Raw genomic sequence first — 18,144 nt, forward strand, 5'->3', positions numbered from 1 at the left:
CGGAAGGGGCGGGTACCCGCGCCGAAGGCGCACCCACGGCACAGCCGTGGGTACCCGGCCCCCCTCCGATTGTCCTAGGGGCGGACGAAGACCAGATCATCGATGAACGCCTCCGCCCGGCTCCGCGTGTCGTTGGAGTCAACCATGAGGGCGAGCTGGCCCATCCGGGGCGGCTCTTTGCCGAAAAGCTCGACGTAGTCCTGGTGGACGTTCCGCTCTTCGCGGACCCACCGCCCCAGCCGATCGGGGCCGCTCTGGACGACCACCAGCCGGACATTCGCCGCCTGTCGGCTGGTGAGCTTCGATCCGACCGGCGCGCGGCTGTCCCAGATGTAGCCGATCACATCACTGTTCGTGCGGGGGGACGGCCAGCGGGGAAAGACGAGGTAGATCTGAGCCGCCTGATCGTCGGTTGCGCGCTCGCGGACATCGCCACCGGTCGGGAGCTTCGTGACCTTCCACTGCCAGGCGAGGATCGGGTACTGCTTGACGTCAACGAGCACGTCCCGGTAGAGCGCGAAGGAGGTCCCGTCGCTCAGGAGGCGGAGCGCGAGGCGGGAATCTTCCCGCACCACCTCGACCACGGCGCGCCCCGCAAACTCCTTGAGGTTCCACGCCGGCGGCACTCCGACGCTCGGCAGCTTCGCCGGACGCGTGTCCACGACCCGCACGACTACTCGATCGCCCCTCCGCGCCGGTGGCGGCGCCGTGCGCGTCGGCGCCGCCGGAACCGACGTCGGGGAAAATGGAGCTGTCGGAACGGCCGGTCGAGCAGCGGGTGAAGGCAAGGGGGGACCGGCTTCGGGGGAGGTCCGCGGATGGGCACCGAAGAGCTTTGCGTAAAACTGGCGGTGCCTCGGGCTCGATGCGAGGAGAACCACCACCGCCACCCCCAGCAGGGCCAGAATCACCGGCACGGGCCGGATTCCGGGGCGCGGGGCCACGCGTTACCGCCTTGCCTTCTTTGACGACCCTCGGCGGAAGGCGAGCCGCACCGGGGAGCCCGTGAAGCCGAAGGCCTGCCGGAGCGCGTTCACGAGATAGCGCTCGTAGGAGAAGTGGATTTTCCCCGGTTGATTGACGCGGACGACGAACGTCGGGGGCAGCGTGGCAACCTGGGAGGCCGAGTGGAAAACGAGCGGCATGCCGCCGGCTGTCGCTGGACGGCGCTCCATGGCTTGGCTGAGCGTCTTGGTGAGGAGCGGCGTGGGGATCCGCTTCGTCGCTTCCTCCGCCACCTGATCCACCAGGTCAAACAGCTCCGCGAGGCCGAGACCGGTCAGCGCAGACGTGAAGGCCACCGGGGAGTAGTCCAGGAACGGGAGCCGATCACGGAGCTGATCGACCACCTCAGCCCGGCGGACGCTCCGGGGCGGCACCAGGTCCCACTTGTTCACGGCGAGCACCGTCGCCCGTCCCGCCTGCTGGGCGTAGCCCGCGATCCGGGCATCCTGGGCCGTGATCCCTTCGGTGGCGTCCAGCAGGACCACGGCAACCTCGCATCGCTCCAGGCTCTTGAGGGCCATCACCACGGCGAGCTTCTCCAAGGGCGCGCTGACGCGGCCCTTGCGGCGGATGCCCGCGGTGTCGACGAGCACGTAGTGGCGCCCGCGGAAGGAGAGGGGCGTGTCCACAGCATCGCGCGTGGTACCGGGCGCCGCGTGAACCAGGAGGCGATCGGTGCCCAGCAGCGCGTTGATCAGCGACGATTTCCCCACGTTGGGGTGGCCGATGATCGCCACGCGCAGTCCGTCGGGTGGCGAGTTGGCGTGTGAGCCACCCGTACGGCTCCGGACGGCTTCGAGGAGCTCGTCGACACCCCGGCCGTTCTCAGCCGAGACCGGGAACACCTCGGCGAAGCCGAGCTCGAAGAACTCACCCACCTGGGCAACCTGGCGCGGACCATCCAGCTTGTTGGCGACCAGCAGAACCGGACGTTGCGAGCGCCTGAGGGTTCGCGCGATTTCCGCGTCGAGGGGGGTGACCCCGGCCCGCCCGTCCACCACGAAGAGGATGAGCTCGGCCTCTTCGATCGCGGCCATGACCTGGCGCCGGACCGCGCGCGTCAGATCGTGCTCGGTCAGGGGATCGAACCCGCCCGTGTCGATCATGGTCCCCTGCCACCGGTCGAAGGTGACCACGCCGTAGAGCCGGTCGCGCGTCACGCCCGGGAGGTCGTGGACCAGGGCCTGGCGTCGGCCCACCAGGCGGTTGAAGAGCGTGGACGTGCCGACGTTGGGGCGCCCCACGATCGCGATGACCGGCCTGACCATCACAGGCCCTGAGCGGCTTGGGACAATCGGTGGGGGCCTCGACGGCCCCCTCCGAGGCCTCCCCCGGGAATCGATTGCGCGGGCAAAGCCCGCGCTCGAAGGGCATTACTCCGACACAAGCTAGGCTCCGAGGAGGGCTCGAGCGAGGGCGCGCGGGGTGGGGTCCACCGCCTTGACGCCGACTCCGAGATGGCTCGCGAGGTCCGCGGGTGTCAGGTCATCGAGGAGGACGCCCTCGCGGTCTTTCAGCGCCGCGGCGGGGATGAGAACCAGGTCGCCGAGGGCACGGGTGGAGAGCTGCTGGAGGATGTCCTGGCCGGTGAGCAGCCCTGCGACGCCGATGGCGCGGCCGAAGAAGTCGTTCGCCACGGGGATCACCTCAACGACGAGGTCGCCGCGCTGCACCGCGCCCAGGAGCGTCGTCAGCCTGGGGGCGAACATCTCACCCGTGACCACGGTGACCCGCCGGGCCGTCGGGGAGGCGGCGTGTCGGTACGGCCCACGCGAGCCAAGCCGGCGGACTACGCGCTCCCACCCGTCGACGAAGCGGCGGACGAGCCCGACGCCGTCTTCCAGGAGCGGGAAGCCCTCGTAGTGCCGAGCCGGCGGGACCTCGATTCCGCCCAGGATATAGAGCTCGTCAGCCGCGAACACGAAGCGGCTCCCAAGCCGGGCTTGGAACTCGTGCTGCCAGGCCTCGACCACGCGCACCAGGGTCCGGGCCTCGTCCGGCGTCACCGACCGGAGCGTGGGGAGGCGCTCCCTGTGGCGCGTGAGGCCGACGGGAACCACGGCGACGGTCGCCACCCCGGGATAGAGGCCCGCGAGATCCACCACGCTCCGCTCGAGGGGGGGACCGTCGTTCCAGTCGGGGCAGAGGACGATCTGCGCGTGCATGATGATCCCGGCGCGGGCGAGCCGCTCCATGAGCGGCAGGATCGCGCGCTTGACCCGCGGCTCCCCGAGGAGGCGGTGCCGCAGCTCGGGGTCCGTCGCGTGGACCGACACGTACAGCGGAGACAGCCGTTGCGCCTCGATCCGCGCAAGGGATGCCTCGTCCAGGTCGGTGAGCGTGATGTAGTTGCCGTGCAGGAAGGAGAGCCGGTAGTCGTCGTCCTTCACGTACAGGCTCTTCCGCATGCCGCGCGGGAGCTGGTGGATGAAGCAGAAGACGCACTTGTTCGCGCAGGTGGTGATCTCCCCCGGCCGCGGCGGCGCCAGCTCGAGCCCGAGCCCCTTGCCGTTCCGGCGCTGGACGATCGCCACGCCGGCAGCGCCGTCGCGTACGAGCGCGATCCGGAGCACTTCCTCCCCGGCCTGGAAGTGGAAGTCGATGACGTCCCGGAGCGGCGCGCCGTTGATGGCGAGCAGACGGTCTCCCGGCAGGAGCCCGGCCTCGGCGGCGGGACTCCCCCTGCGCACCTGCGCGACGACGACGCCCTCAGCGGACGAGGGTCGGGACATGGGGTTCCTTGTCGCTGGGATAGTTCAGGAGCTTGGTCCCCTGGTAGAGGTACTGGATCCCGGAGGCGATCGTGAAGCCGGCGGTGATCCAGACGAGGGCTATCTTGATCCAGAGGTCGATCTTGAGGGCGAGGACGAGGAGCGCGGCCAGGACGGTCAGCATCTGCAGCGCGGCGCTCGCCTTGCCGAGTCGGGTCGGCGTCGGGTGCACGCGCCCGCCCGCGACGTGGATCAGCGCGGTGCCGAGGACCAGCACGAGGTCGCGGCTCAGCACCGTCACCGTGATCCAGAACGGCAGGAGCCGCGGATAGAGGTAGGTCAGGGTGACGAAGGAGGTCGTGAGCAGAAGCTTGTCGGCCAACGGGTCCAGGAACGCGCCGAGGCGGGTCGGTCTGCCGCGGGTTCGGGCGATGTAGCCGTCCAGGAGGTCGGTCACGCTCGCCAGGCAGAAGACGGCGAGGGCCGCCGTGGTGTGCCGGTAAACCAGGAGGCTCACGAACACAGGGATCAGCAAGATCCGGAAGGTTGTCAGCCAGTTGGCCAGTCCCATTGGATCAGCCGAGCGCGGGGCCGCGCGGCCTAGTATAGCACCGGCGAGAGTTTCAGGGCGTGCCGATCCGGTACGGCGCGACCGTGGCGAGGAAGTGCGAAGGCAGCTCGACTTCGAGGCGGATCCCGCCCGGCTCGTCGGTGCGGCGGAGCACGCGGCCCATCTTGTAGCAGAGCGCGAGCGTCGGACCGTCGGCGTACGGGATCCGGAGCACGGCGTGATCCAACCGTGGACGGAGGACCAGCTCGATCTGCTGGAGCAGCTCCTCGATCCCCTGCCCCGTGAGGGCCGAGATCGCCACCCGGGGCCCGTCGCCGACAGCGGGCGGGAGCCCGTTGCCGCCCGGCAGCCGATCCATCTTGTTCAACACCAGGATGGACGGTCGCTCGGCGAGATCGAGTTCTGCCACGAGCCGTTCTACCGCCTCGCGCTGCTCGGCCGCCTGGGGGTGGCTGGCGTCGAGGACACGGATCAGGACATCGGCCTCGGCCAGCTCCTCCAGGGTGGCCTTGAACGCGGCGACGAGCTGCGGCGGGAGCTTGCGGATGAAGCCGACCGTGTCCGTCAGGATGAACGGCTGGTGGCCCGGAGCCGCAACGACGCGGGCCGCGGGGTCGAGCGTGACGAAGAGCTGGTCGGCCGCCGGGAAGGCGGCGCCCGCGAGCCGGTTGAGGAGCGTGGTCTTCCCGGCGTTCGTGTAACCCACGAGCGCCACGACGGGGAGGCCGCTCGACCTGCGTCGCTCCCTGAGGAGCCGCCGATGGGTCTGCACATCGCCGAGCGCGTCTCGGATCCGTCGGAGCCGGCGGCGGATGATCCGCCGGTCGGACTCCAGCTGGGTCTCGCCGGGGCCGCGCGTCCCGATCCCGCCACCCAGTCGCTCGAGGTGTTTCCACTGCCCGACCAGCCGCGGGAGCAGGTACGTGAACTGGGCGAACTCCACCTGGAGCTTTCCCTCGCTGGTCCGCGCGCGCTGGGCGAAGATGTCCAGGATGAGGGCGGTCCGGTCGATGACCTTCACCCCGAGGGAGCGTTCCAGGTTACGCTCCTGGACCGGGGACAGGCTGTCGTCCGAGATCACGAGGTCAGCCCGGCGCTCGCGCGCCAGCTCCCTGAGCTGCTCCACCTTCCCCTTCCCGAAGTGGAGGGAGGGCGACGGCGCCTCGCGCTCCTGCGTGAGCGCACCGACCACCTGGGCGCCCGCGGCCTCCGCCAGCCGCTCCAGCTCCTGGAGTGACTCGAGCACCTCCCAGCGCCGCTGGACCGGTAGGCACAGCGCCGCGAGGAGCGCCCGCTCGGGGCGGCGGGTTGTGGTCGTTACCGCCATGGCATCAAGTCCTTCAGCATGCTGCTAGACGAGGCCCGCGCGCTCGATGAGCTTGGCGATGGCCTCGGCCGTCCCCTCGGGGCCCCCGGCAGTCGTGACGTCCATCCAGAGGAGGTCCGGCTCGCGGGCGAACCATGTCCACTGGCGCTTGGCGTAACGGACGGTGTCGCGCTTCATGAGCCTGACGGCCTCAGCCTCCGTGAGGCGGCCGCGGATGACCCAGGCAAAGTGGCGGTAGCCGATCCCCTTCAGCGCTGACAGACCCTCGTCGTAGCCGGCTTCGAGCAGGGCCTGGACTTCGGCCCTGAGCCCGCGCCCCACCATGGCGTCCACGCGCCGATGGAGGGCTTGAGCCAGGCTCGGCCGAGGCATCGTGAGCCCCACCATGATGAGCTTCCACGGGGGACGGCTCTCGCGCCAGTGGGAGGGTGTGCCGAGTGGCTCGCCGGTGTGACGATAGATCTCAAGAGCTCTGATGATCCTGACCTTGTCTTTCGGTGAGATGCGCCTGGCTGCTTCAGGATCTACTCGAGCGAGCCGCTCGTGGAGTGCTCCTGGTCCCCGGGCTCGCGCCCACGCCTCCAGCTCCCGCCTGAAGAGCGGGTCAGCCGGGGGCGCCTGGACGAGCCCGCGAAGCAACGCCCGGACATAGAGGCCGGTGCCCCCGACGATCACGGGGAGGCGCCCGCGGCCGCGGATGTCGGCGATCGCCGCGAGCGCATCCCTCCTGAACCGCGCCGCGTGGTAGTGCTCGTCGGGGTCCACGACGTCGATCAGGTGGTGGGGCACGGCGGCGAGCTCGCCTGGCGACGGCTTGCCCGTGCCGATGTCCATCCTCCGGTACACCTGGCGCGAGTCGGCGCTCACCACCTCCAGCGGGATGCGCGCGGCCAGATGCACCGCAACCCTGGTCTTGCCCACGCCCGTGGGCCCGGCGATCGCGACCAGGGGCGGTGCCACGTCCTCGTGCTCAGACATCGGCAGCCTCACCAGCTTCGACGGAGCTCGCGCCTGATCTCTTTGAGTGACAGGCGGGAGACGATCGGGCGGCCGTGCGGGCAGAAGTAGGGGGTCTCGCTCGCCGAGAGGTCCTGGAGCAGCCGCACCATCTCGCCCCGGTCGAGGGGCTGGTGCGCCTTGATGGCCGCGCGGCAGGCGACGAAGGCGAGGACGCGGTCCAGGAGCGGGGATCCGGGGGGCCGCGCTCCCACCTCCTCCAGGAGACCCTCGATCAGGCGCTGGGGCTCTTCGCTCCTGAGGCGGGAGGGGGTCGCGCGGAGCACGAACGCTCCGCTGCCGAACTCCTCGATCGAGAACCCGAGGTCGGCGAGCGTGGGGAGCCACTGACCGAGGCGCGCACGACCGGCCGGGCCCAGCTCGAGCACGCAGGGGAACAACAGCTCCTGCGACGCCAGCGGCCCGGCTGCGACCTCGGCCTTCAAGCGCTCGAACACCACGCGCTCGTGGGCGACGTGCTGATCGATGAAGAACACCTCGTCGTCGCTTGCGGAAACGAGGAAGGTTTCCTGGAGCTGCCCGACGAGGACGCCGAAGCGGCAGGGCGCGTAGGCTGCCTCCGATTCCCTGAAGAGCCGCTCTTGATGCTCGACCGGGACGGCATCGACCGGAGCGCCACTGCCCGGTGCCCCCACGATGGGCGACGCCGATTGGGGCGCGGGCGACGGGGCGGCGACGCGGGTCACCCCTCCCACAGGGCTGACGACCCCGGCCGAACGGAGGGTTGCCTGAACCTGCCTGAACACGCTTTCCTGGACGAGCCTCGGCTGGCGGAACCTGATCCATGCTTTGCCTGGATGGACATTGACGTCGACCTCGCTCGGGGGAACGTCGACGCACAGGACCGCCACGGGGAACCGATCGCGCGCCAGGAGCGGGCGGTAGGCCTCGACGAGAGTCTCCAGGATCGCCGCATCCCTGACTGGCCGGCCGTTCACGATCAGCAGCAGCCAGTCCCGGCTCCCGCGCGAGAGCCGCGGCGGGCTGAGCAACCCGGAAAGCCCGGCGCCTCCTTCGTTCGACCGGACCTCGAGGAGCTCGGCCGCGAGCTCATGACCGAGGAGGGAGCCCACTCGGTCCCTCAGCGTCGTCGCGCGGGGCGCAGTCAGGACGGATCGGCCATTGTGGGTCACCCGGAGGTGAAGCTCGGGGTGAGCCAGGGCGAGGTGCTGAGCCACGCGCAGCGCGGCGGCCAGCTCCGACTGCGGAGACTTGAGGAACTTGAGGCGGGCCGGAGTGTTGAAGAACAGGTCGCGGATCTCGACGGTCGTGCCCGCCGTCGCCTCCGCTTCGAGCCGCTCGGTGGCTACGCCGCCTTCGCCCCTGAGAAGCGTTCCCCACGCCGTCCCCGCCGGGACCGAGGTAATCGTGAAGCGGGAGACCGCGCAGATGGCCGGGAGCGCCTCGCCCCGGAACCCCAGCGAGCGGATCGTTCGCAGATCCTCCTCGGTCGCGATCTTGGAGGTGGCGTGGCGCTCGAGCGCCAGCTCGACCTCCTCCGGCGTCATCCCCTCCCCGTCGTCGGTGACGCGGATCAGCAGCCGTCCGGCATCGCGGAGGTCGGCGGTCACGGCGCTGGCCCGCGCGTCGATGGCGTTTTCCAGAAGCTCCTTGAGGACCGAGGCCGGGCGCTCGACGACCTCCCCGGCGGCGATCCTGTTCACCACCTGATCGGGCAGCCGGCGGATCCGGCTCATACACCCTCGGAGGGGGGCTACGCCCCCCTTCCGAACCTCCCCCCTGCAGTTCGAGCGTGGCGGGTTCGGCCATGCCGCGAGGCAGGCCACCCGCCACGCGAGGCCCGAGTTGATTGCGCCGGCCGGGTACCCGCCCCGAAGGGGTGGGTGGGCGCTCGAAACGCCACAGCCCAGCAGGTTGACGGACGATGGCTCATGCGGATTCTCGAATCCGGCCCTGCCACCGGCCCAGCAGGTTCAGCGCCGCGAGCGGGGTGAGCTCGGTCAGGTCGAGACGAGCCAGCTCGGCCAACACCGGGTGGGACGCCGACGGGAAGAGCGCGAGCTGCACCGGGCCTGCCGGTGTCGACGCGCGAGCCGCCGCGTCGCCGACGCCCGACTCGCCGGTGAGCCCGTCCCGGCTCGCCTCCAGCTCGGCCAGCAGCGCCTTCGCCCGCTGGACGACCGGCGCGGGGAGCCCGGCCAGCCGTGCCACCTGGATCCCGTAGCTCCTGTCCGTCCCACCCGGGCGGACCTTGTGGAGGAAGATGATCTCGTCGTTCCACTCGCGGACGGCCACATGGAAATTCTTTGCACGGGGCAGGCAGTCGGCCAGCCGGGTCAGCTCGTGATAGTGGGTGGCGAAGAGCACCTTGGCGGAGGTGTGCCCGTGCAGCTCCTCGGCAACGGCCCATGCGAGCGCCAGCCCGTCGAAGGTGGACGTCCCGCGGCCGACCTCGTCGAGGAGGATCAGGCTCCGGTCCGTCGCGTTGTGCAGGATATTGGCGGTCTCGACCATCTCGACGAGGAACGTGCTCTGGCCGCGCGCGAGGTTGTCGTGAGCTCCCACCCGCGTAAAGATCCGGTCCACCAGGCCGACGTGAGCCTCCCGAGCCGGGACGAAGCCGCCGAGCTGGGCCAGGATGACGATCAGCGCCGCCTGGCGCATAAACGTGGACTTCCCGCTCATGTTGGGACCGGTGAGGATGACAACCTGGGTGGTTTCCCCGTCGAGCTCCAGGTCGTTGGGGACGAAGGGGCGGCCGCCGACGGTCTCGAGGACCGGGTGCCGACCGTCCACGATGCGGAGCAGGCGGCTCCCATCCACGAGCGGGCGGGCGTAGCCCCAGCGGTGGGCCACCTCGGCCAGGGCAGCCAGGACATCGGTGGTGCCGATGGCCCGCGCTGTGGCGAGCAGCGCCGGGGCTTCACGCGCCACCGCCGCGCGCACCTCCTCGAAGAGCTCGAGCTCGAGCCGGTGGATCCGCTCCTCGGCGCCGAGAACCTTCGCCTCGTACCCCTGAAGCTCGGGGGTCACGAAGCGCTCGGCCCCCACCAGCGTCTGGCGGCGCATGTACTCGGGCGGGACGCGCGCCAGATTGGCCTTGGAGACCTCGATCGCATAGCCGAACACCCGGTTGAACCTGACCCGGAGACTCGCGATTCCCGTGTGCTCGCGCTCGCGGGCTTCGAGGGTCGCGATCCAGGCCTTGGCCTCCCGGACCTCGCGCCGCAAGTCGGCCAAGCCCTGGTGCCAGCTCTCGCGGATCAGCCCGCCCTCGTGGAGCGCGAGCGGGGGATTGTCCTCGAGCGCATCCTCCAGGAGCTTCTGGATCGGCTGGAGCTCGGCGATCGCGTCGGCCAGGGCGTTGAGCCGCGGCGTCGCCGATCCCGCCAGCGCCCCCCTCAGGGCCGGGAGGGGCGCGAGGTAGCCGCGGAGGGCGACCAGGTCACGCGCGTGGGCGACACCGAGCGCCACGCGCCCGGTGAGCCGCTCGAGATCTCCGATCCCGGCGAGGAGGGAGCGGAACTCCGATCGCCGGTCCGGGTTGGCGACCAGGGCTGCGATGGCGTCCTGGCGGGCGGCGATCTCGTCCAGGTCGAGGAGCGGGCGGAGCAGCCACTGGCGGAGGAGCCTGGTCCCCATCGGCGTCAGCGTCTCGTTGAGACAACCGAAGAGGGATCCCTTCACCGATCGTTCCTGGACTGTCTCGAAGAGTTCGAGCGTGGCGACGGCGGTCTCGTCGACGAGCATCGCCTCCCCGGGGTGGAAGCGCTGGAGCCGCGTCAGGTGGCCGAACGAGGGGCCCTGCGTGTCCAGGAGGTAGGCGAGCGTCGCCCCCGCCGCTTGAAGCCCCCAGCTCATCCCGCCGAGGCCGAATACGTCGAGCGAGGCGACCCTGAACTGATGGCTCAGCGCGTCCCGCGCCGCCCGCGGCTCGAACATCCTGGGGTCAGCAAAGGAGAGCGTGCTTCCGTGTTCGCCGAGCCGCCCGAGAAGGGCGGTGTCGTCCCTGAGCGTCGCGGGCAGGAGCACCTCCGCGGGACGACGGAGGCTCGCGGCGGCGAGCAGCGCGCCTCCCTCGCCCGGCTCCTCGCCGACCAGGAACTCGCCCGTCGTGACGTCGACGAGCGCAATCCCGAGGCCTCCTCGCCCTTTGGTCACGGCGAGCAGGTAGTTGTTCGTCCCGCGGTCGAGGAAGGCGGTGTCGGTGACGGTCCCCGGCGTGATGACCCGCACCACCTCCCGCCGGATCAGCTTCTTCCCTTTCCCCGGAGCCTCCATCTGCTCGCACACGGCGACCTTCTGGCCCACGGCGAGCAGCCTGGCGATGTACCCGTCGGCGGCATGATGAGGGATCCCGGCCATCGGGATCGCCCCGTCCCCCTTCTGGCGGGAAGTCAGCGCGATCTGCAGGAGGTGCGCCCCCAGGTGGGCATCCTCGAAGAACATCTCGTAGAAGTCACCGAGCCGGAAGAGGACGAGGTAGTCGGGATACCGGCGCTTCAGTTCCCGGTACTGGCGCATCATGGGCGTCAGCGCCGAGGCCGCGACGGTAGGCTCGGCACGATCCTCGCGGCGACCGGTGGGTTCCACGGTTACGGCACGACGATCGGGCGCAGCCGGTCGTAGGTGGTTCCGAGAGACTCGGGGAGCACACGAACGTCGCCCAGGACCGGCATGAAGTTGGTGTCGCCGTTCCAGCGCGGGACCACGTGAACGTGGAAATGGTCCACCACGCCCGCCCCCGCCACACGTCCCTGGTTGACCCCGATGTTGAACCCGTCCGGGTGATAGCTGGCGGTGAGCGCCCGGATCGCGGACTGCACGAGCCTCATCGTCTCGGCCAGCTCCTCGGCCGTGGCCTCCTCCAGCGGGCCCACATGACGGGTGAGGGCTGCCATCAGGTGCCCGGGGGCGTACGGGTAGGCGTTCAGGATCAAGAATGCTTTGGGGCGGCGGCAGAGGATGAGCGACTTCCGGTCGTCATTCGCCGCGAGCGCGGCGCAGAACAGGCAGACATCGGCGCGCCCCCCCTCGGATACGTACTCCATGCGCCAGGGAGCCCAGAGGCGGTTCACGGGGAGCGAAAGAACGAAGGCAGGGGGACGCGCGGCCCCCCTGCCTCCGACATCGCTACCAGACAGCTCACGCGTTGACGAGTTCCCGAAGCCGTTTGCCTACCTTGAAGAACGGGACTCGTTTCTCGGGAACGCTCACGCTCGTTCCGGTCTTGGGGTTGCGCCCTTTGCGCGCGTTCCGGTGGCGAATTCTGAAGCTGCCGAAGCCCCGGAGCTCGACCTTTTCGCCCTTCGTAAGGGCCTCGGCGATGTTGTCGAAGACAGTGTTAACGATGAGATCGGTCTCTTTCTTGGTCAGGTTGCAGAGCTTGACGACCTCGTTGATCAAGTCCGCCTTCGTCATGGTCAGCTCCCCCGGTGGGCCCCCTACCTGTACCCTCGCCCCATGGCCGACCGGCGAGGTCCCCCACGCCAGTCGGGGGTCACGCTAGCACGCCGCGATCAAGATTGTCAAGTACGTTAAAGGGTTATGAGCCATTGCCCGGGGAGCGGGCGCCGGTTGACAGCCCCCGAGCCTTCCGTTAGGGTGGGCACGATGGAGTGGCTCGCCAACGTTCCCGCGACCGTCGTGATCACGGTCTGCGTGGTGCTGCTCGTCTGGTACTTCGTCGGCGCCCAGTGGAATCGCCGGCAGAGTCGCCGCTTCGTTCGCGGCCTGGCCAAGGGGTTCGCCGGGCTGAATCCGCCTCCCAAGATCCAGTGGCTCGGCACCTCGGCCTTTCAGATTCTCGCATCCAGTCCCCCCGAGCCCTTCAAGTGGCTCGGCATCATGGTCGTGCTCGAGCCCCGCGAGATGCTCCTCCTCTGGATCTTCAACCGTGCCCGCGGGCGTCGCGACCTGCTCGTGGTCAAGGGTGAATTCGAAAAGGAGCCGCGCCGCGAAGTCGAGCTGTTCGACCTGACCACGCCGACCGGCCGGGAAGGGAGCCGTTCGGCGACCGCAGAACGCTGGCTGGTGGCCGAGGCGGCTGGCGGAGCCGACCTCCGGTGGGCCTACCCGGCAGGCCAGCCCGATCCGCGTCCACGCTGGGCCGGAATCGTGGAGGGGCTTCCGTTCCGCCTCCACCGGATGTCGATCCGGAGCTCGTCCCCGCACCTCCTCCTCAGTCTCTCGCCGACATCGGAAGAGTTCCCGGGGGATCGCCTGCTCACCGGTCTCCAGGCGATCGCCGCAGAGGCGGTCCGGTGATCGCCGGTGCGCGCGCGTGACCGCCGGGTTGACCGGAGCCGGGCGGGCCTGCTATACATGCTGGCGGGACGGGCGATGAAGAAGCTCTGGGAGGCCTTTCGGTCGCTGAAGATCTGGCGGATCGCCCGGGACTTTCTCTGGGGGCTCGCGTTCCTCGAGACCTACAAGGAGATCCAGAAAGAGAAACGCCAGGTCGAGAACCTGATGAACGTGGTACTGCTGGGGGAGTTCCTGGGGATTCCGCTGATGAATTCGACGGTCGCCCTCAGGATGCTCCCCTATCTCTTCCCTCGCCTCACCGACTGGCGCCGTGCCATGCTCACGGAGCGGGATATCACGGACGACCTCCCCGACATCCACTGACCACCCGCGCGCCGGAGTAACCGGTTGAGCGCCGGCTCTGCCGGCGCAACCGTTTCCTGGGGGAGGCTTCGGAGGGGGCCCGGGTACCCACGCCGAAGGCGTGGGTGTCCCCCTCCGATTACTAGGCAACCTGGACGCTCGACTCCTCCTCGATGGCCCTCCGAACCACCGCGTAGTCCACCGCCCCCCGGACGACGCGCTTGCCGTTGATGACCACGTGGAGGTCGTTCCGCAATCGGTGCTTCAGGGATAGCCAGAGCCCGCGGAGGGTATCGAGCCCGACCGGCTTGGCAATGACGAGCGGCCCGAAGTCCTGCTTGAGCTGGTGGGCCATCTGGGCGGCCCGGTCCTGCATCGCGAGGATTTCGGGCGGGTACTCGGGGAACTGGTTTCTGATCTCCTGCCGGCTGACGCCGCAACCCGCGGCGTACTTGGCCCCTCAAAACTCCATGACGGCCGGGAGGGCCCCGACGAACTCGACCAAGACCTGACGCTTCATGGCTCCTCTCCTTTCCCGCTCAGGCTTCGCGGCGGTAGCGCCCCCGCCCTAATAGCGTGCTGAAAAACTACATTCGAATGCTGCACCGTCCACCCGCACCCGGCCGAAGCGCTCCGAGCGCGGGCTTGGCCCGCGCAACCTCTGGGGGGAGGTTCGGAAGGGGGGCGGAGCCCCCCTCCGAGGAGCTCTAATGACATTGTATACTCCCGAGGTCCCGCGCCAGCGCGTGCAGGAGGTCCTGCCCGTAGGCGCCGATGAGGTCCAGGGTGATCGCGCGGGCCAGCGGCTCGCAGGTGAACGCCACGCGCACGCGGTGGAGCGTTCGCCGCGGCCAGAGGCCCCGCCGGAGGGTGACGACGCTACACACGGCCTGGTGTCCGCCGATCACGACCGAGTCCCGGAGCGCGCCGGCTGGGCCGGGCGCCGGGGCGTCGGCCGCCCCTCCCCGCCGCCTCACGTCGATGTGGAGCTCGATGCCGCGCTTCGTTCCAGGGTCGTACAGGAGGTAGGCCGCCCGTCCCTCCGTCACCCACGACACGTTCTCCCGGCGGGTCCACGTGTCCACCTCCGGCTGGAAGGGTCCGCGAACCAGCTCCCACGGTGACGGAACCGGCAGCACGAAAAAGTTCGAGGTGCCGAAGACCAGGTTGCGCGCGGCGATCGGCTGTCGCGCGACAGCCTCCATGACGGCCACCCTAGCAGCAGCCCCCGCCCGTGGAAGAATCGGGCACTTTTACCGGGAGCTCGAGGTACCGCGCCGGAAATGCGCGGAACCGGTCGCGACAGCGCTCCGAGCAGAAGTAGTAGGTCTCGCCCAGGTACGCGTGGGTGGCGGCGTTCGGCCTCGCCACCGACATCCCGCAGACCTGGTCCTTGGCACGCCGTCCGTTCAGCAGGCTCAGGAGCTTCGCCAGCATCTCTCCCACCTTCCCCCTCTACAGATCGGGCCAGAAGTCGGGCACGAAGCCCAGGATGTCATTCGCCACGTCCACCACCTTCTCCACCCCGGTGACCTCCTTCGGGTAGAGCGGGACGAAGCCCCGCACCAGGTCGCCCAGGTCCCGCTTGATCGTTCGCGCGTAGCCGAGCTGCTCGGTGAACTTGCCCTGGAGATACTCGTCGCCCGGGCTCGCCGCCGCGGTCTCCCGCTTGATGAGCTGGTTCACGATCACGCCGCCGATGGCGATGTCGTAGCTGCGGACCATGTTGATAAAGCGCTTCACCACGGCGATCGGGAGGGCCAGCGGGAGCGTCACGAAGAAGAACGCCGTCTGCTCCGGATCCACCAGGACCCCCTTGACCTGCCGGAAGCGGGCGTTCATGGAGAGGAGGTCGGACATGAGCGGGTCCTTTTTGACCTCGTCCATGACCTTCTCCTTCCGGAACGCGTACTGGATCTTCATCGACAGGGCCTCCTGCCGGCTCTGGATCATCCGCCCAAGCCACAGCCCGTAGATCTTGGAGAGACCGATGAGACGGACCGCGTTGGCCACGGCGGCCGTGTCGAACACGATCGCGTCATAGTTCTCGCCCTCGGTGAGCATGATGTCGACCATCTTGTCGAACATCGCCGCTTCTTCGAAGGCAGGGTTCGTCACGGCGATGTTGACGAAGGGCTTGGCGTCGACCGGGATGTCGGCCCACTTCAGGAACTCGCGCACGCGGTGGGCGATGTTGACGCGGTACCGGTCCACGACGTCGGTGGCCTCCACCTCGGAGGCGTAGAGTTTCCCGACCAGGTCCGGCGCCGATACCGGCCGGATCGTCCCTCCCCGGAGGTCCTGGCCGAAGACGCTGGACAGCGAGTGCACCGGGTTGAGCGAAGCGAGGAGGATCTTCCGGCCCTCCCGGCTGAAGTGGTAGGCCAGCGCGGCCGCCGAGACGGTCTTGCCGACGCCCCCCTTGCCGCCGGTGAAGACGTACTTGAGCCGCGGTCGGGCCTCGAAGAGCTGGGCGATGGTCTGCATCCGCGTCACGCCGTGAGGAAGGAGTCCGAGCGCATCAAATCCGCCGCGACGTTGGCGATCATCGTGAGCCCCTTCGGCTCGCGCGGGTACATCTGCAGCAGGCCCATCAGGTGCGGGCCGAATTTCTGCTTGATGGTACCGAGGTAGCGCTGCTGCATCTCGATCCGGCTCTTGAGGAAGTCGCTCAGGCCCGCGCGCTGCAGCAGCTCTGGCGGGTACACCTGGTTGACGACCAGTCCCGACATCTTGATCCCCAGGTCCTCGAACATCGTGAGCGCGCGCTCGGTGTCCAGGATGGCCATCTGCTCCGGGATCAGGACCATGAAGAATGCTGTCCGCTTCGAGTCCGTGATCAGGTCGGTGAAGGTCCGAATCTTGTTCCGGATGTCGAGCAGCTCGTTCATGACCTCGTCCTGCCCGACCGCCTCGCCCTTCAGGGTGGCAGCCACTTCCTCGTACTCGCGCACCTTCTCGCGGGCTTCGGTGATCTTGTCGACCCACTTGGACAGGATCTCGGCCATCGCGACCATGCGGACGCCGTGGCCGAAGGGGGGCATGTCGAAGATATACCGCTCGAAGTCCCGCTTGGCGACGAGCTCGGCCATCGCGTCGTAAGTGGCCGACTCGTACATGGCGGGCTCGGCCGAGGTGGAGTCGATGTACTCGTCGATCTCGGCAGGGATCTCGTCGAGCCCGTACATCTGCTTGATCTTCCGCTTGATCTCCTCCTGGTAGTCGGCGACCCGCCGATCGGCATCGATCTCGACCACGGACAGGTTGGGGAGGATCTCGGTGACGCCCTTCCCGTAGAAGTCACGCTCGAAAATGTCGGAGAGGGAGGCCTGGGGGTCCGTGCTGAACAGGAGCGTCCGCAGCTTCTCGACCGTCGCCAGGTGGTACGCGACGGCGGAGCTGCAGGTCGTCTTGCCCAACCCGCCCTTTCCCGCGAAGATGAAGATCTCGATCCCGGAGCGTTCCTTCAGAAACTGCAAGAGCCCTTTCATTCAGGCCTCCGCGATGCCTGGCCCGGCCGAGCTCTAGTACATCGAGTCGGTGAAGTCCCGCTCCCGCGCGAGCCGCATCTTCCACGCCTTGATGTTCGGGACCGCGTACGGGAGGATGCGGAGCGAGTAGTAGGGCGGAAGCACCGGGATCCCGAGCATGTCCCCGACGGTGATGAACATGAACAGGTGCTCGAGGTGCATCCGGGTCTTGAGGGCAGCCGTGACGTGCCCGTGAGCAGCCAGCCCGTAGAAGATGCTCTTCGCCGCCTGGAGGAACCCCCCGCTCTCTTTTTTCTCCTTCTTCGACTCTTTCATCGTGTCCCCTCACAGTTGCGAGCCCAGGGAAAAGAAAGGGAGGGACAGGAGCGCTCCCGTCCCTCCCGCGCGCGAACCATGCGCCCTCTACCGGGCCCCGACCGGTGAAGGCTCCGGCACCGGTGCCGCCTTGTGGCGGAAGTAAGCGCGGTAGAGGTAGACCGCCATCTTCAGGCCGTAGTAGAAGAGCCACGCCCCCACGAAGAGCAGGATCAGCGCGAGAATTTGCGACGCCAGCTCGCTCTGGTTGATCGGCGGCGAGGCCAGCTTCTGGGCCTGGCCCAGGATGAACGCCTTGTAGAGGTAGTTGTTGAGAGTGGTCCAGGCAATCGCAGACAGCGTCGTGACGATCATGAAGCAGGCCGGGATAAAGCTCCAGAGCGTTGGCTTAGCTATGCGCGCGAGGTGGACGCTGATGATCATCAGGGCCAGCCCTGCCATGAGCTGGTTCGCCGAGCCCAGGAAGATCCAGAGGTTTACCCAGCTCCCCCAGACCACGAAGACCCAGCAGACCGCCAGGGCCACAAGGGTCGCGACATGCTTATTCGCCGCGATCGGCATCCGGTCGCCGAGCAACTCGGCGATCGCGAGGCGCCAGACTCTCACCACCAGGGTGAGAAGCGACAAGGCGTAGAGGACCAGGATCGCGCCGAAGTAGGTCTGGAAGAAGCCCTCGCCGCCCAGGTACGCGGAGGTCAGCTTGGTCGTCCCCATGACCCACGCCTCGACGCCCCGGATCGGGTCAAAGGTCCCGGGCACCAGGACCATATAGGCAGCCAGCGAGATCAGGGCCAGGAGGCCTTCGGAGAGCATCGCCCCCGCCCCAATCGGGTGGGCATCAGGCTCAAGATCGAGCTGCTTTGAGCTGACCGAGCTCCCCACTAGGCTGTGCCAGCCCGAGATCGCCCCGCAGGCGATGGCGACAAAGAGGATCGGCCAGAGAGGGCCGATGGGCGACCAGAAGCTCTTGAAGGCCGGCTGCTGGAGGCCAATACCGGTCACCGGGGTCAGGAGCGCGCCGATCAGCACCAGGAGGATCGCGGCGTAGGTCGGGAAGAACGCCGTCCAGAGCACTGGCTGGGTGAACTTCGGCATCGGCGTGACCGCTGCGGCATAGATGACAGCCGCCGCCACCGC

The 18,144-nt window shown here is 68.7% G+C and carries 19 protein-coding genes; 2 read left to right on the top strand and 17 right to left on the bottom strand.

From position 1 onward, the window contains the following. Positions 1-74: 74 nt before the first annotated feature. From HY726_07690 to HY726_07735, 10 genes are all read right to left on the bottom strand, one after another. Positions 75-662: a DUF3047 domain-containing protein gene (locus tag HY726_07690; GenBank protein ID MBI4608872.1), complete on the bottom strand. Its 588-nt coding sequence runs from the start codon at positions 660-662 to the stop codon at positions 75-77. A 285-nt stretch (positions 663-947) separates the two neighbouring features. Further along, positions 948-2,273 carry a ribosome biogenesis GTPase Der gene (gene der / locus HY726_07695; GenBank protein ID MBI4608873.1) on the bottom strand — a complete coding sequence of 442 codons (1,326 nt, stop codon included), beginning with the start codon at positions 2,271-2,273 and terminating at the stop codon, positions 948-950. Between the two features lie 120 nt (positions 2,274-2,393). Further along, a complete protein-coding gene (locus tag HY726_07700) occupies positions 2,394-3,737 on the bottom strand; it encodes a DUF512 domain-containing protein (protein ID MBI4608874.1) in 1,344 nt (447 codons plus the stop codon). Next, complete coding sequence (pgsA, locus tag HY726_07705) at positions 3,715-4,287, bottom strand: CDP-diacylglycerol--glycerol-3-phosphate 3-phosphatidyltransferase (GenBank protein ID MBI4608875.1); 573 nt, start codon at positions 4,285-4,287, stop codon at positions 3,715-3,717. Before pgsA ends, HY726_07700 begins: the two co-directional genes overlap by 23 nt. Before the next feature lie 52 nt (positions 4,288-4,339). Then, positions 4,340-5,614 (bottom strand): GTPase HflX, encoded by a 1,275-nt coding sequence (hflX, locus tag HY726_07710; protein MBI4608876.1) that lies wholly within the window; start codon positions 5,612-5,614, stop codon positions 4,340-4,342. 24 nt (positions 5,615-5,638) lie between these two features. After that, complete coding sequence (miaA, locus tag HY726_07715) at positions 5,639-6,592, bottom strand: tRNA (adenosine(37)-N6)-dimethylallyltransferase MiaA (GenBank protein ID MBI4608877.1); 954 nt, start codon at positions 6,590-6,592, stop codon at positions 5,639-5,641. 8 nt (positions 6,593-6,600) lie between these two features. After that, positions 6,601-8,328, bottom strand: coding sequence for a DNA mismatch repair endonuclease MutL (gene mutL / locus HY726_07720; protein MBI4608878.1), 1,728 nt, complete (start codon positions 8,326-8,328; stop codon positions 6,601-6,603). A 193-nt stretch (positions 8,329-8,521) separates the two neighbouring features. Continuing rightward, positions 8,522-11,119: a DNA mismatch repair protein MutS gene (gene mutS, locus HY726_07725; GenBank protein MBI4608879.1), complete on the bottom strand. Its 2,598-nt coding sequence runs from the start codon at positions 11,117-11,119 to the stop codon at positions 8,522-8,524. Between the two features lie 68 nt (positions 11,120-11,187). Next, positions 11,188-11,670, bottom strand: a complete 483-nt coding sequence (locus tag HY726_07730) for an HIT domain-containing protein (GenBank protein ID MBI4608880.1) — start codon at positions 11,668-11,670, stop codon at positions 11,188-11,190. Between the two features lie 67 nt (positions 11,671-11,737). After that, complete coding sequence (locus HY726_07735) at positions 11,738-12,013, bottom strand: integration host factor subunit beta (GenBank protein ID MBI4608881.1); 276 nt, start codon at positions 12,011-12,013, stop codon at positions 11,738-11,740. Between the two features lie 192 nt (positions 12,014-12,205). Between HY726_07735 and HY726_07740 the strand changes: the two genes are divergently transcribed. Beyond that, complete coding sequence (locus tag HY726_07740) at positions 12,206-12,859, top strand: hypothetical protein (GenBank protein ID MBI4608882.1); 654 nt, start codon at positions 12,206-12,208, stop codon at positions 12,857-12,859. Positions 12,860-12,865: 6 nt separating this feature from the next. After that, on the top strand, positions 12,866-13,222 hold the full coding sequence (locus HY726_07745; GenBank protein MBI4608883.1) for a hypothetical protein: 357 nt from the start codon (positions 12,866-12,868) through the stop codon (positions 13,220-13,222). A 121-nt stretch (positions 13,223-13,343) separates the two neighbouring features. On the opposite strand, the gene HY726_07750 is transcribed toward HY726_07745, so the two are convergent. The 7 genes from HY726_07750 to HY726_07780 all read right to left on the bottom strand — a co-directional run. Further along, positions 13,344-13,577: a hypothetical protein gene (locus HY726_07750; protein MBI4608884.1), complete on the bottom strand. Its 234-nt coding sequence runs from the start codon at positions 13,575-13,577 to the stop codon at positions 13,344-13,346. 331 nt (positions 13,578-13,908) lie between these two features. After that, complete coding sequence (locus tag HY726_07755) at positions 13,909-14,406, bottom strand: hypothetical protein (protein ID MBI4608885.1); 498 nt, start codon at positions 14,404-14,406, stop codon at positions 13,909-13,911. 10 nt (positions 14,407-14,416) lie between these two features. Next, on the bottom strand, positions 14,417-14,638 hold the full coding sequence (locus tag HY726_07760) for a YHS domain-containing protein (protein MBI4608886.1): 222 nt from the start codon (positions 14,636-14,638) through the stop codon (positions 14,417-14,419). Between the two features lie 18 nt (positions 14,639-14,656). Next, a complete protein-coding gene (locus HY726_07765) occupies positions 14,657-15,688 on the bottom strand; it encodes a TRC40/GET3/ArsA family transport-energizing ATPase (protein MBI4608887.1) in 1,032 nt (343 codons plus the stop codon). Positions 15,689-15,693: 5 nt separating this feature from the next. Continuing rightward, entirely contained in the window at positions 15,694-16,692 is a 999-nt protein-coding gene (locus HY726_07770) for an ArsA family ATPase (protein MBI4608888.1), read from the bottom strand. 33 nt (positions 16,693-16,725) lie between these two features. Beyond that, positions 16,726-17,007 carry a hypothetical protein gene (locus HY726_07775; GenBank protein MBI4608889.1) on the bottom strand — a complete coding sequence of 94 codons (282 nt, stop codon included), beginning with the start codon at positions 17,005-17,007 and terminating at the stop codon, positions 16,726-16,728. Positions 17,008-17,094: 87 nt separating this feature from the next. Beyond that, positions 17,095-18,144, bottom strand: a 1,050-nt coding sequence (locus tag HY726_07780) for a carbon starvation protein A (GenBank protein MBI4608890.1), incomplete at its 5' end; no start/stop codon positions are given.

Source organism: Candidatus Rokuibacteriota bacterium (genome assembly GCA_016209385.1).
Classification (GTDB): domain Bacteria; phylum Methylomirabilota; class Methylomirabilia; order Rokubacteriales; family CSP1-6; genus JACQWB01.